This window comes from Actinoplanes sp. NPDC026670, assembly GCF_040638175.1.
GTDB lineage: Bacteria > Actinomycetota > Actinomycetes > Mycobacteriales > Micromonosporaceae > Actinoplanes.
The window spans coordinates 168748-184134 of record NZ_JBEZXU010000014.1; the positions used below are offsets into that span (position 1 = coordinate 168748).

The 15387-nt window shown below is 66.6% G+C and carries 5 protein-coding genes; 3 read left to right on the forward strand and 2 right to left on the reverse strand.

The window, feature by feature from the left end:
• The first annotated feature begins 266 nt into the window (after positions 1-266).
• The gene (locus tag AB0E94_RS16330) at positions 267-11720 is read left to right on the forward strand and encodes a LamG-like jellyroll fold domain-containing protein (protein ID WP_360326850.1); all 11454 of its coding nucleotides are present in this window, start codon (positions 267-269) and stop codon (positions 11718-11720) included.
• Positions 11720-12100 (forward strand): hypothetical protein, encoded by a 381-nt coding sequence (locus AB0E94_RS16335; RefSeq protein WP_360326851.1) that lies wholly within the window; start codon positions 11720-11722, stop codon positions 12098-12100. The genes AB0E94_RS16330 and AB0E94_RS16335 overlap by 1 nt, the downstream gene beginning before the upstream one ends.
• Before the next feature lie 257 nt (positions 12101-12357).
• On the opposite strand, the gene AB0E94_RS16340 is transcribed toward AB0E94_RS16335, so the two are convergent.
• The gene (locus AB0E94_RS16340; protein WP_360326853.1) at positions 12358-12648 is read right to left on the reverse strand and encodes a hypothetical protein; all 291 of its coding nucleotides are present in this window, start codon (positions 12646-12648) and stop codon (positions 12358-12360) included.
• 551 nt (positions 12649-13199) lie between these two features.
• Complete coding sequence (locus AB0E94_RS16345; protein ID WP_360326855.1) at positions 13200-14177, reverse strand: LysR substrate-binding domain-containing protein; 978 nt, start codon at positions 14175-14177, stop codon at positions 13200-13202.
• Positions 14178-14249: 72 nt separating this feature from the next.
• Between AB0E94_RS16345 and AB0E94_RS16350 the strand changes: the two genes are divergently transcribed.
• A complete protein-coding gene (locus AB0E94_RS16350; RefSeq protein ID WP_360326856.1) occupies positions 14250-15380 on the forward strand; it encodes an FAD-binding oxidoreductase in 1131 nt (376 codons plus the stop codon).
• Positions 15381-15387 lie beyond the last annotated feature (7 nt).

Consider the following 15387-nt stretch of genomic DNA (forward strand, 5'->3'; position numbering starts at 1 on the left):
CGATGTCCGCCGTTACCAGCGGGTAGGCACGCCGGGGCCACTTTATGCAAGATCTTGAAACAATCGATTTTCTCCGGCATGCTGCCGCGGCACCTGAATAGTTGCTGTGAGATCGGGGAAACGCGATGCTGCGGGGGATCGCTGGCGCTACCGCTTTGGCTGTAGCGCTGTCGCTGGGCGTGCCACCAGAGGTTGTTCCGGAGGGCGGAAGCTGGCCGGTGGCCGGTCTGTTGTCGCCGTTCCGGCAGGTAGCAGCCTTGGGCGCGGTGACCGGACTGCCTGAGCAGAAGCTCGGCGCCGGCACCGGTGACGACCACTATGTGGCGACGGACGAGACCCAGGCCGAGGGCGGCGCGGGTCGTGCGCCGGGCCGTGGCAAGGGCGCTGTCGACCCGGCCCCGCCCACGCAGCCGAAGGCCGAGGCGTTCACCACCGACACCAAGCCCGGTGACGGCAACAGCTTCGACCCGCTGACCAGTGAGCGCCTGCCGAAGAAGTCGACGGCGACGTACACCGAGTTCGAGAACGAGGACGGGTCGATCACCCGCCAGATTCACGACTCGCGGGTCAACTACCGGGCCGCCGACGGCTCGTACCAGCCGATCGACACGTCGCTGACCCGTAACGGCGACCGTCTCGACGCGGGCGCCAACTCGATCGACGTCAGCCTGAGCGCGGTCGGCACCGACGCCACCGAGGCGCCGCTCCCGACGCCGTCGGGTTCGCCGTCCACCCCCGTCACGCCGTCCACCCCCGTCACGCCGTCCACCCCCGTCACGCCGTCCACTCCGGTCACGCCGGCGGCCGACGAGGACCCGCTCGCCTCGATCACCACCGCGTCCGGTCACACCATGGCGTACGACCTCGACGGCGCCGCCCCGGTGCAGGCCGTGCTCAACGGGGACACCGCCACGTACCCGGAGATCCTGCCCGGCACCGACCTGGAGCTGCGCTCTCTGAACGACGGTCTCAAGGAGACCCTGATCCTGAAGTCGCCGGCCGCCGGTAACGAATGGGTCTTCCCGCTCAAACTCGACGGCCTCACGCCGAAGAAGCAGGCCGACGGCTCGATCAACCTGGTCACCTCGACCGGCGCGGTGGCGATGCGGGTGCCGCGCGGCTGGATGCAGGACTCGAAGGTCGACCCGAAGTCGGGCGCCCCGGCCGAGTCCTCGGGTGTGCAGTACGAGCTGATCACCCAGGACGGCCGGCAGGCGCTCAAGGTGACCGCGGACGCGGCGTGGCTCAACGACCCGGCCCGGCAGTACCCGGTGCGCGTCGACCCGACCGCCGAGTGGAGCACCCCGGACACCGGTGACGTCTTCACCGACGACAGCGACTCCACCACCAACCACAACGGCGACAACCTGCCGGTCGGCACCTGGGACGGCGGCACCACCCGGTCGCGGGCGTTCATCCACTTCGACGACTTCGACAACGACGGCCTGATGGGCACGCAGATCCGGTCGGCGAAGCTGTTCCTGTTCCACACCTGGTCGTACAACTGCGCCACCCACAAGCCGGTCGACATCCGCCAGATCACCAAGACCTGGACCGTGGCCGGCCTGGAGGACAACGGCAAGCTCGCCGACGGCCCGACCTACTCGGCGCCGATCGGCCAGCTCAACATCACCGACAACTACCCGGCGTGTGAGAACACCGGCTCGAACCGGGGCACCGGCAAGTTCCGGTCGGCGTCGCTGCCGGTCAAGACGTTCAACGGCTGGTCCAGCGGCACCATGTCGAACTTCGGTCTGGCGCTGACCGCGTCGGAGACCGACTCGACCGCGTTCAAGCGGTTCACCTCGGCCAACTACGGCGGCGCGGCTACCGACCCGTACCTGGAGCTGACCTACGACTACAACGTCGACGCCCAGGTCGACGAGCAGTACCCGGCGTACGGCGCGGCCGCCAAGACGCTGCGTCCCGAGCTGATCGCCGACGCGCACGACCCGGACAACTGGCCCAAGACGCTGACCTACAAGTTCATCCTGTACAGCAAGGACGCCAAGACCGAGATCACCAACTCGGGCTGGATCTCGAAGAAGTCGTGGACGGTCCCGGCCGGGAAGATGGTCTGGGGCGAGACCTACTACTGGACCGCGATGGTCTCCGACGGTCTCACCAACAACGCCGAATACCTGTCGAAACATCTGCTGGTCACACCGGTGCCGCAGCCGTCGATCACCTCGGGCCTGTCGCAGAACTCCGGCCAGGGCTTCGACCCGGTGATCGGCAACTACACCACGACCGTCCGCGACGCGATGGTCACCACTGTCGGCCCGCCGCTGGAGATCTCCCGCGCCTACAACAGCATCGACCCCCGTTCGGATCAGGCGTTCGGCGCCGGCTGGTCGAGTGTGGTCGACGCGAAGGCAGTGGTGAAGACCGCGACCGTGGGCGGCGTCACGGCGGTCAACACCGTGGTGGTGACCAGCCCGAACGGCCGGGAGATGGCGTACGGCCGCAACGCCGACGGCACCTTCAACTCGCCGGCCGGGCTCGCTGCCTCGTTCACCGAACTGGCCGGCGGCGCCGGTTACCGGCTGCGGGAGAAGGACGGCTCGGTCACCGAGTACGCGCAGAAGGTCGCCGAGGGACGTTTCGCGATCTCGTCGATCACCGACGTCTCCGGGCGCAAGCAGACGTTCGCCTACACCGACAACCTGCTGTCGACGATCACCGCGGCGTCCGGCCGGACCCTGGACCTGTACTGGACCTCCACCACCCCGAAGCGGGTCAACTACGTCGCCACCGACCCGGTGGTCCCCGGTGACTGGGACAGCGTCAACACCTGGTGGTACGACTACGTCGACGGCCAGCTGACCAAGGTGTGCCCGCCGACCAACTGGGGTGACTGCCACACCTACCAGTACACGGTCACCCGGTCGCTCTACCAGACTGCGATGCTCAACGCCCGCCCGGCCTCGTACTGGCGGATGACCCACTCCAGCGGCACCACCGCGGAGAGCGAGATCCTGGAGAACGGCGGCACCGACGTCGCCCCGCACCTCGACCTGTCGCTCAACCAGCCCGGCCCGCTGACCGGCTCGACCGCGAAGGCGGCCTGGTTCAACGGCACCACCTCGTACCTCCAGGTGCCGGCGAAGGCGGCGAGCGACGCCACCAACCAGGCGGTCAGCATGTGGTTCAAGACCACCGCGACCGACGGCGTCCTGTACGGGCAGTCCCTGGAGCCGACGAGCTCGACCGCGGCGACCACGAGGACCGCCTACAACCCGACGCTCTACATCGGCACCAACGGCAAGCTGCTCGGCGGCTTCCCGAAGGCGGCCACCCCCGGCACCTCGCTGGGCACCCTGCTGGCCGCCGGTCAGGGACAGTGCCTCACCGTTCCCGGCAACACGTCGACCAACGGAACCGTCCTGGCGCTGGCCACCTGTTCGACCGCGGCGAACCAGAGCTTCTCCTGGACCACCGACGGCCGCCTCCAGGTGACCACGGGTGGCGTGGTCAAGTGCATCGACACCGAGGACCAGGGCTTCACCAACGGCGCCGACCTGATCATCAACTCCTGCAACAGCACCTACGCCACGCAGAAGTGGGACGTGCAGGTCGACGGCCAGATCGTCAACGACGCCTCCGGCCTGTGCATGGACTCGGTCGGTGACGGCAGCCAGGCCGGCGCGCTGATGCAGATCTGGGTCTGCGGCAAGAGCCGGCCGGTCGACCAGCTGTTCACCGCCCGCGTGCACAAGCCGATGGAGTCGTCGGTCACGGTCAACAACGGCGAGTGGAAGCACGTCGTCCTGTCGGCCTCCGGCAACACCCAGAAGATGTACGTCAACGGTGTCGAGGTCGCCTCCGAGACCGGCGTCACCGTGCAGGACCTAGGCGCGAACAGCTCGTACGTCGGCCGTGGTTTCCTCGGCGGCGGCTGGCCGCAGACCACCCTCGCCAACGCGAACAGCAACGTCGGCACCCGGGACGGCTTCAACGGCACGATCGCCGAGGTCGCGATCTTCGACACCGCCGTCGACAAGCAGGTCGTCGACGACCTGTGGGCGGCCCGTAACCCGGTCAAGCAGCTGACCCGGGTGGTCCGCCCGTCCGGCGCCGACGCCGCGATCATCCTGTACGACGGGGTCAGCGGCCGGGTCAGCGAACTGGTCGACGGCAACGGCACCAGCTGGAAGCCGGAAGAGCCGGTCCTCGGCGGCACCTCGAAGGTGTACGAGAGCGCGGTCCTCGGCGGCGCGCCGACCAACTACTGGCGGATGGCCGAGACCACGGCCGGGGTCACCGACGCGGTGAACCAGGTCAACGGCAACGTGGCCACGTACAACAAGGTCGGGCTCGGCTCGGTGGACGGCCCGTTCGGCGCGGCCGGCAAGGCCGGCTCGTTCAACGGCACCGACTCCTACCTGACGCTGCCGTCGCAGGTGGCGCCGACCGGCAGCAATTCGGTGTCGATGTGGATCAACACGACCAGCACCAAGACCACTCTGCTCGGCATGAAGTACAACGCTTCCGGGACGGCCGGCTACCTGGAGATGCCGACCCTGTGGATCACAGCGGACGGCAAACTGCGAGGTCTGTCGCCGTCGAAGACGCCCACCGGCCCGATGAACTCGATCGGCATCGCCGGTAAGTGCATGGACGTCGACAGCAGCGCCGGCGGGGTGATCCAGAGCTGGGGCTGTAACGGCACCGCGGCGCAGAACGTGTCGCTGGTCCAGACTGCGGCCAACAGCAACCGGTTCACACTGCGGCTGCTCGACAAGTGCGTCACGGCCGGCGGCACCGCCAACGGCTCCACGCTCAAGTTGGCGACCTGCGCCAACAGCGCCGCCCAGCTGTTCCACGCCTCCGCCGAGGCGCTGTACAACCCGGCCTCCGGCCGGTGCATCGACATCCCCAACAGTTCCACCGCCTACGGCACCGACCTTCAGCTGTACGACTGCAACAGCACCGGAGCGCAGAAGTGGCTCCCGTCGCTGACCAGCAAGACCGCGGTCAACGACGGCAAGTGGCACCACATCGCGTTGACCACCGACGGCACGAACCAGGCCCTGTACGTCGACGGTGCGAAGACCCAGTCGTCGGCCGGCAGCCCGGCGATGGCCCCGGACCAGACCCCGACGTACATCCTCGGCGGCGGCTACATCGACAACGCGGCCAGCAACTTCTACTACCTGAACGCGCAGGCCAGCTCGTTCTTCAAGGGCAGCATCGCCGAGGCCGCCTTCTACGGCTCTGCGCTCGACGACGCGCAGGCGTCGTACCAGTTCAAGGCCCGGCACGCGGCCAAGGCGGCGCCGGCCGGCGAGATCGACTACACGATCACCGGCCCCAACAACGTGCAGACCACCACGGTCACCGATCTGATGTACGGCCGTAAGGTCGCCGAGATCGACGCGCTCAAGAACGTGACCCGATACGGGTACAACGGCAAGGGCAACCTGCGCACGATCACCGACGCCAACGGCAACATGACGATCAACGAGTACGACGCCCGCGGCAACGTGGTGTCGGCGACGAACTGTCAGGACCGGTCGGCGAACAACTGCTCGACGTCGTACTCCACGTACTACCTCGACACCGCGAACCCGTCGGACATCCGCAACGACCGGCTGTTGCAGCAGCGCGGACCCGGCTCGGCGTCGGTCAGCGACAACAAGTACCTGACCACCTTCACGTACGACACCCGCGGCAACCGGACCAGCGAGACCGACCCGCTCGGCCGCCGGACCTCGATCACCTACACCGACGGCGGCACCAACGGCGGCTACCAGGGCGGCACCGCCCCACCCGACCTGCCGTGGAAGATCGTCAAGCCCAACGGCGGCATGCAGGAGATCCTCTACTTCGCCAGCGGTGACATCGCGCAGACCACCGACCCGGCCGGCGCGATCACCCGGTACGAGTACGACGGTGTCGGCCGTACCGTCAAGGAGTACGAGTACCTCGGCACGACCAACGGCGTCGACGACATCGGTTCGCAGACGCTGTTCGAACACGACCGCCTGGACCGGGTCGTCAAGACCACCGACACCGAGGTCACCAACGCGGTCACCGGCGCCAAGCACAAGCCGGTCACCACGTTGAACTACAACGTCGACGGCCTGCTCGCCTCCGAGACCGTCTCCGACGCGACCGGCGGCGACGCCGACCGGCGGGTCGTCTACGGCTACGACCGGTTCGGCCGGCGCGTGTCGGAGACCGACCAGCGCAACTTCACCACCGAGTACGGCTACGACGCGTTCGGCCGGATGAACAAGCAGATCAGTGCCGACGGCACGATCCAGCTGACCGAGTTCGACGCGGCCGGCAACGAACTGGCCACCTGGGTGCAGGACCCGGACGCGGAGGTCGAGGCGGACCGCAACCGCCGGATCCGTTCGCTGGCCTACGACCCGGCCGGGCGTCTCGCGTCCGAGACCGACGCGATGAACTACGTCACCAAGTACACGTACACCGACAACAACCTGCTCGCCACGGTGACCAGGACGAACGGCTGCGACCCGGCGGTGACTCCGGGCTGCACGCTGGAGTCGTACGTGCTGGAGAGCAACACCTACGACGTGGCCGGCAACCGGATCAAGCAGGTCACCAACAACGGCCTGACCACGACCGACCACACCTACGACTATGTCGGGCGCGGAACGGCGGCGTCGGTGGTCGTCACCGACGTCGACGACACGGTCACCCCGGCCGTCACCACGACGACCACCCGCACCACGAAGTACGCCTACTCGGCCGACGACGACGTGGTGAACACCCAGCTGCTCGAGGGCGGCACGGTGCTCGCCGAGTCCGACCTCATCTACGACCGGATGGGCCGGACCCACCAGCAGACCACGTACCTGAGCAGCGGTCTGACGCCGACGGCGCGCTGGAAGATGAACCACACCTCCGGCACTGTCGCCACCGACGCGGCGGGCAACAACAACGCCACCATCACCGGCACGGTCACCTGGTCGACCGAGCGCAGTGGCGCCGCCGTGTTCAACGGTTCGGCGAACTCCTACCTGTCGGCGCGTCCGTCGGTGGACACCCAGCGGGCGTACACCATCAGCGCCTGGACGAAGCTGGCTATCGAAGACGCCGACCGGTACGTCGCGACTGTGACCGGCGACCTCGGCACCTCGGCGTTCAAGCTGTACTACGACGTCGAGACCGACGCCTGGCAGTACACGATGTCGGTCCGCAAGGCGGACGGCACCACCGCCTGGGTCGGCAGCGCCACCCCCACCGGCACGGCGACCTCCGGAACCTGGACCCACCTCGCGGTCACGGTCGACCCGGCTGCCCGTACCGCGCAGCTGTATGTCAACGGCACGGCCGCCGGTGCGGCGGTGACCACGACGGAGAGCCTCAACAACCGGGCGACCGGGCTGCGTCTCGGTGCGGAGTCGGAGTCGAGCGGCAACTTCTCCGGCCAGATCGACGACGTTCAGACCTACCAGAAGGTCCTGACCGCCGCCGAGATCGGTCAGCTCGTCGCCGGCACCGCCCCCGCCGACACGGCGCGGGTCTCCCGGACCAGCTACGCCCTCTCGCGTGACGGCAACGTCAACTCGGTCACCGACCCGAAGGGCGTCACCACCTACATCAGCAACGACGAGGTCGGCCGCCCGGTCGTCACCACCCTGCCGGCGGTCGCCACCGTCGAAGGCGAGGGCACCCCGGTCACCTCGGTGGCGGTCACGCGGGTCGGTTACAACACCTTCGGTGAGGCGACCGAGCAGGAGGACCCGCACAAGAAGGTCACGATCAACCGGTACGACGGTGTCGGCAACCTGGTCGAGACACAGTCGCCGGCCTACACCGCCCCGGGCAGCACCGAGCCGGTCACGGCGTTCAAGCGGGTCGAGTACAACCAGGCCGGCCAGGTCGAGCTGACCACCGACCCGAACGGCGCGGAGACCGACTACGAGTACGACGTGCTCGGCCGGACCACCAAGATCACCACTCCGGACGGCGGGATCACCCAGTACGAGTACACGCCCAACGGCGACCTGCTCAAGCACACCGACCCGAACGGCTCGGCGGTCGCCTCGACCTACGACTACCTGGGCCGCACCATCGAGAGCACGTCGGCGGTGCGTCAGAACAGCGCCGGCTACACGACGAAGTACGCCTACGGCACCAGCCCGTGGCCGACCCAGGTGACCTCGCCGGGCAACATCGTCACCAAGGCGAAGTACAACACCGTCGGCGAGCCGACGCTGATGATCGACGCCGCGAACAACGTCACGAAGACGAAGTACGACGGGGCCGGCCGCCCGGTCCGGGTCACCTCACCGGACGGTTCGTTCACCAATACAGCGTACGACTTCGCGGGTCGCGCGGTCCGGACAGCCGACTACGCGCCGGGTGGGACGACGGCGCTGCGTACCCGTAGCCAGGACTACGACATCGCCGGCAACCTGACCGGATCGACCGATGCCCGGGGCACCTACCGGTACCTCGAGTACGACGTGCTCGGCCAGCTGACCAAGCAGTACGAGCCGATCAGCTCGGGTGACTCGATCGTCACCACGTTCGGCTACGACAAGGCCGGTAACCCGACGAGGTACACCGACGGCCGTGGCAACACGTTCGTCACCACGTACAACTCGTGGGGTCTGGTCGAGTCGCAGATCGAACCTGCGACCACGAGCACGCCGAACGCGGCCGACCGCACCTTCAAGATCGCCTACGACAAGGCGGGCCGGGTCACCCGCCTGGACTCACCGGGCGGGGTGAGCGTCACGTCCGAGTACGACGTGATGGGCCGCCTGAAGAAGAGCTCGGGCACCGGTGCCCAGGTTGCGACGGCTGACAAGACCTACGACTACGACTTGGTCGGCCGGATGACGGCCTTCACCGGCTCAGCGGGAACCAACACGATCTCGTACGACGACCGTGGTCTGGTCAAGTCGATCAGCGGCGTGTCCGGGAACTCGGCCTACGAGTACAACGCCGACGGGCAGATGTCCAAGCGGACCGATGGCGCCGGTACGACGACGTACCAGTACGACACGGCAGGCCGTCCCGCGAAGGTCGACAACACCGCGGCCGGCGTGAGCATGACGTACGGCTACAACAACCTGTCGCAGGTCGAGACGATCGCCTACGGCGGTAACACCCGGACGTTGAAGTACGACAACCTGAAGCGTCTGGCCTCGGACGAGCTGAAGACGTCGGCCGGAGGCAGTGTCGGCAAGCTCGCGTACGAGTGGAACCTCAACGACAGCCTGACCAAGAAGACGACCACCGGCTTCAACGGTGCGTCGACGAACACCTACAGCTACGACCTGGCTGACCGGCTAATCGGGTGGGACAACGGCGTCACCCCGGTGGTGTACGCCTACGACAAGTCCGGTAACCGGGTGCAGGCCGGTACCAAGACCTTCACCTATGACCAGCGCAACCAGCTGGCCACCGACTCCGACGGCACCACATACCAGTACACCGCTCGCGGCACTCTGGCCTCCACGGTGCAGAACGGTCAGACGGTGGAGACCACCACTGACGCGTTCAACCAGGTGGTCGCCCAGGGTTCCGAGAGCGGTGGTCGGAGCACCTACTCCTACGACGGTCTGGGCCGGGTCATCCAGCCCAACCTGACCTACACCGGTCTGGGCAACGACGTGGCCGCCGATGGCAGCTCCGTCTACGTCCGCGACGTCGCCGACCAGCTGATCGGGGTCTCGTCCTCGGCCGGCAACCGGTACGCCTGGACCGACACCCACACGGATGTGGTCGGCGAGTTCACGGCGACCGGAACCGCGCTCACCGGGTCGGTCTCTTACGACCCGTGGGGCAAGGTTCTGGCAGCGGGTGGGATGACCGGGCGCCTGGGCTATCAGCAGGAGTGGACCGACCAGACGACCGGCAAGGTCAACATGTGGTCCCGCTGGTACGATCCGGAGACCGGCGCGTTCGACACCCGCGACACGGCGAACAACAGCCCGACTCCGTCGTCGGGTGCGGCGAACAAGTTCGCGTACGCCGAGGGCGACCCGATGTCGAACACCGACACCACGGGTAACGCTGTCGACGGCAAGTGCGGTGAGTACGACTACGCCTGCGCAGTGAAGAAGTACCAGGCGGAGCTGGCGGTCTACACCGGGCAGATGGAACAGCGCGACCGTGACATGAAGGCGGTCGGTTCCGAGATCGCCGCGCAGGAGGCGGAGTACCAGCGGGCGGTGGCCGAGAGCCAGACGTCGCTGCTGGACATCCTCTTGCAGGTCGGTGTCGGGATGCTGCTGGACATGATCGGCTACAACTCGGTGGTCGGTTGTCTGGGCGGCAGCATCTTCGACTGCGTCGACCTGGCCATGAGCGCCTTGGGTCCGATCAAGGCGTTGAAGATCGGCCGCTCATTGTTCAACGCCGCAGACCGCGCGTTGACGGGTTATCGCACGTGGAAGCGCATCGTGGATGGTGCGCAGACGGTGATGCGGCGTTCGCAGGACCTGATGAACCAGGCGCGTAAGCACCTGAACGACATCATGCAGAAGGTCCCGAAGAAGCCGAAGCCGCCGAAGAAGAAGGTCAAGCCCCCGGCGAAGAAGAAGCCGAAGCCGAAGCCGAAGCCCGAACCCAAGCCGAAGCCAGCAAAGCAGGCCAAGCCGCAGAAGCCGAAGACCGAGCCGAAGAAGGAGAAGAAGCCGGCCGCGACCAAGGCGTCCAAGCCTGCGGCGAAGACCGACCAGCCCAAGAAGCCCGCGAAGCAGAATCGGGATACTGAGGAGGGGACTGAGGAGCAGACTGCGGGGACGTGCCCGAAGGTTAAGCCTGAGCCGACTCCGAAGCATAGTTTCGACCCGTCGACGCTGGTTTTGATGGCTGACGGCTCGACCAGGCCAATCTCCGAGATCAACCTGGGTGACGAGGTCCAGGCCAATGATCCGGTTACCGGCGAGGTTGGCGCGCGCCCGGTCACCCTGCTCCACGCTAACCGTGACCTGGAGTTGACCGATGTCACGGTCTCGGACCGGGCGCTGGTAACCGTCGGCAAGTCCGTGACCGAAGGTAGGGGCGACCGCAGTACGCGCGGCCCGACCGGGAAGTCACTGCTGGAGACGACTGCTCACCACCCGTTCTGGGATGCCACCACCGGCGCCTGGGTCGACGCGGCCGACCTGGTCGCGGGCGAATCCACGCTGGTCGGCCCGGACGGCCAGATCCAGTACGTCACCGAGGTCCGGAACTACACCGGCTCCAAGGTGATGCGCGACCTCACCGTTGACGACATCCACACCTACTTTGTCGTCGCAGGTAATGACGCGGTCCTTGTCCACAACATCAATGATCCCGGCCTCATCCAGCTCGGAGTTCCCGCCGGCGAGTCTTGCCCCGTCGACTTCGGTGCGAATGCGTGGACGCCAGATGCCGCAGACGGATATCCTAGTTACAAAAAGGCTGGTGGGTGGTTGCAGGTGCATGGCAAGGCCAAGGATTACGCCACTCCGGGTGGTCCCACTTTGAACTGGGAGCATGTTGTTGAACAGTCCCAGGCCAAGAAAGGGCGAGCCAATTTCCCGCCGGAGTGGATCAACCATCCTGATAACATGCATCTGCTGGACTCGAAAATTAACTTCGCAAAAAATGGATACTACGGCAAGACGTTCAACTGGACGGGTGGGAAGCCGATTCGAGAGATGCTCTCGGACATGCCGTTCCATCAGCAGTGGGACTTCGGGAATTATGTGAATAGAACTCTGGCGACGCTCGGCAAACCTGGATTGGTGGGGGACGTTTAATGGCAGCTAATTCGGTAGATGGCGTTTACAACCTGGCTATCGATTACGGTGTCGATGGTTCGGTCCCTGCTGGCACGCCGGCTGGGGTTGAGAAGCTTGCCTACGTGCACCGGGTGTACAACGCAATAATGGGCGGCGGATTTGACTTCGCAATGGAGGTGATTGATGCAAATGAATTTGATCGGGCGGTAGAAGGATTCAGGTACCTTGATCTCATTGAGGTGGCGAATCTGCTTGCCGAGCTGGTCGGGACGTATGGTGGACCTGATTATGATGAAGAGAAAGAAGAGGTTTTTGACGATCTGATCAACGAAAGTAGTCTGGTAATTGATGCATATCGGAGAAAGGCGGGCGAGGTGCCGTCCGATTTTGGGTTGTGACGAACTGTTTGTGTGGGTGATTTATTAAAGGAGGTGAATAGTCACTGACTCCAGATGGGAGGACTGCGTGGCGCAACACCTTGCCCGCAGCTTCGACCTGCAACGAGATCTGACGTTTTCTCCTCGAGCCAGACGCGCCGTTGATGGCCTTGGCGCGGAATGGAACAACGTCTCTTCTGCCCCGCCTGTCGGGGCAGGCGGGGCGGCAGCCGCGCGATTCATTGAGGAGGTCAATAGTCGCCGAGCAAATCATCGAGTCAAGGCTGGAACGGGTCGTAATAGTAGACGTTGAGGTTGTAGCTCTGGAACCAGGTGTCAAGGCCGCAGAAGGCGCGATACCCGGCCGCCTCGTACGCCTTTTGCGCCTGCGTGCAGAGTTCGGAGGTGGGGTAGTTTCCCAGCTTCATCCATCGCCATTCTCCGGTCGGGTTCTGGGCGATTTCTGACCTGGTGGGCGAGGCGGTTGTGGCGGAAGCTGCGGTCGATGAAGCAAGAGCTGTAGTGGCTGCGGAAAGGCCAGCGATCAATATTATTCTTGCGCGCTTCATGGGATCTCCTAATCTCTTTTTCTAGTGTCGTAGTATCGGCTGTAATTGCTGACGATATGCAGCTTTCCGGACCGGTTTATCTTCGCATCCTGACCACGAGTCGATCTTGCCGTTGGGTGCGAGTTCAACCGTTCCGGTAGTTGGATCTGACCGTCTCGATATTTCGCACGTCCTGTTGCCCCAGACGGCGCGCGGTGTTGTTCTGAGGGCTGTCGCGTAGCCTGACGGCAGGCCCTCGTCACTACACCCTCGCCGCTGCCGCACCGACACGAGTCACCGACCGTGAACAGAACGGGCTTAGGCCGAAGACTGTCGTGGTGAGCGCCTGGGAGAAGGCGCACGTGATGCGTCAGGTGGGGATCAGGAAGACCATGCGGTGCCCGGCATGGAAACGACGTGAGCCTGATCTGCGGCTCTTGCGCGGAACTCGAGAAGACGGTCCCCGATACTGCTGCCTTGCTGGCCAGAGGGCGAGAGGAAGCGGGCCCGGATTCACCGGGAACGGCCAGAGCCGCGCCACCGGGCTGGTCGCCGCGCACGTGATCCGCCGCCTACCCGGGCTGCGCCCCGGAATCGCCCACCTGGAAGACCTGGTCGACCCCACCGATTTCCTGACCGCCCTGACCGGCGACGGGTTCCAGCTGGAGCTCCCGCAGCACGCGGACCACGGCGGCGACGTTCGGCCGGTGCTCGGCTGACGCCCTGATCACCGCGACGATGTGCCGCTCGAACGGCTCGACCAGGGGCCGCACGTCGAACCGGGACGGCCGCAACCGCAACATCAGATCGGTCACCGTGCTGAGACCGATCCCGGCTTCGACGAGAGCCAGCGACACCGCCGTGTCGACCACCTCGTGCCGTAGTTCCGGTTCGATCCCGGCGCGCCGGCAGACCGTGCGGATCGCCAGGCCGTAGTGGGTGTCCTCGGGCGGCAGGATCCACCCGAGCGGCGGCCCGGTCCGGGCCAGGCTCACCGGGCCGGGCGGCAGCGTCCCGGCCGGGGCGGCCAGGAAGAACCGCTCCCGGTGCAGCAGCATCACCCGCAATGACGGGTCCCGGCGGATCGGCACGTCCGGATACTCCAGGCCCACGGCCAGGTCGACCGCCCCGGAGGCGACCGTGTCGTACACGTCGTCGACGACCAGCTCCCGGCTGCGGACCACCAGGTCGGGGTAGCGCCGGGCGAGGCGGGCCAGCAGCACCGGCAGGATCTCGGCGGCCGCCGTCGCGAACACCGCCATCTGCAGCTCCCCGGCGACCCGTCCGGCGCTGCGTTCCAGAGCGGCCGTCGCGGCGGCCTCGATGTCCAGGATCTGCTGGGCGTGCCCGGCGAACGCCAAACCCGCGTCGGTGAGCTCGACCCGCCGCCCCACCCGCCGCAGCAACGGCACCCCGGCCGACCGCTCCAGGGCCGCGAGCTGCTGGGAGATCGCCCCGGGCGTGTAGCCGAGCGCTCCCGCGACCGCGGTGACCGTGCCGAGGCGGCGCAATTCGACGAGCGACCGCAGCTGCACGCTCGTCCAGTCCATATAGAAAATCTAAAGGATTCCGTCGGCAGATCAGGAATGGACGTCAACGAAGTACGCGGCCGACCATGAGACATGGGCAAGGTCGTGATCATCGGCGGCGGTGCGATCGGCACCAGCATCGCCTTCCATCTGGCCGAGGCGGGCGTACGCGACGTCGTACTCCTCGAACGCGGCGAACTCGGCGCCGGCTCCACCTGCAAAGCGGCCGGTGGCGTCCGCGCGCAGTTCTCCGACCGGATCAACATCGAGCTCGGCGCGCGCAGCCTGGCCGCGTTCGGGCGGTTCGCCGAACATCCGGGGCAGGAGATCGACCTGCACCGGGTCGGCTACCTGTTCCTGCTGTCGACACCCGAGGACGTGAAGTCGTTCGAGGAGGACGTCGAACTCCAGAACGAGCTGGGCGTCAACAGCCGCATGATCGACGTCGCCGAGGCCAAGGCCCTGTCGCCGCTGATCGACACCGACGGGCTGCTGGCCGCCGCCTGGTCACCCGACGACGGGCACTGCACCCCGGAGTCGGTGGTGCTCGGCTACGCCACCGGCGCCCGCCGGCACGGCGCGACCGTGCTGACCGGCGTCACCGTCACCGGCATCGACACCGCCGGCGGCGAGGTCCGTACGGTGCACACCGATCGCGGCCCGATCGACGCCGACGCGGTGATCTGCGCGGCCGGCGCCTGGTCGGCGGCGATCGGCGCGATGGCCGGCGTCGACCTGCCGGTCGTCCCGTTGCGGCGGCAGATCATCTTCACCGAGCCGATGCCCGACCTGACCGGGGTCGTGCCGTTCACCATCGACTTCGCCTCGACCTTCTACTTCCACCGGGAGGGACGTGGTCTGCTGATGGGCATGTCCGACCCGGAACAGGAACCCGGCTTCCACCTCGACTACACCGACGAGTGGCTGCCCCGGTTCGGCGCCGCGATGGGCCGGCGCGCGCCGGGCCTGCTCGACGTGGGCCTGGGCAACGGCTGGGCCGGACTGTACGAGGTGACCCCCGACCACAACGCGATCATCGGCCGGACCGGGAACTTCCTCTACGCGACGGGTTTCTCCGGCCACGGGTTCCTCCAGGCGCCGGCCGTCGGCGAGGTGATCCGCGACCTGCACCTGGACCGGACGCCGTTCGTCGACGTGACCCCGCTGTCCACCGACCGTTTCGCCGGCGGCGCGTCCGGTCGCCCGGAAACCCACATCGTCTGAAGGGACC

Coding starts and splice junctions, on each gene's coding strand:
- AB0E94_RS16335 (WP_360326851.1), top strand. CDS start 11,720: ATGGCAGCTAATTCGGTAGATGGCGTTTACAACCTGGCTATCGATTAC.
- AB0E94_RS16340 (WP_360326853.1), bottom strand. CDS start 12,648: ATGAAGCGCGCAAGAATAATATTGATCGCTGGCCTTTCCGCAGCCACT.
- AB0E94_RS16345 (WP_360326855.1), bottom strand. CDS start 14,177: ATGGACTGGACGAGCGTGCAGCTGCGGTCGCTCGTCGAATTGCGCCGC.
- AB0E94_RS16350 (WP_360326856.1), top strand. CDS start 14,250: ATGGGCAAGGTCGTGATCATCGGCGGCGGTGCGATCGGCACCAGCATC.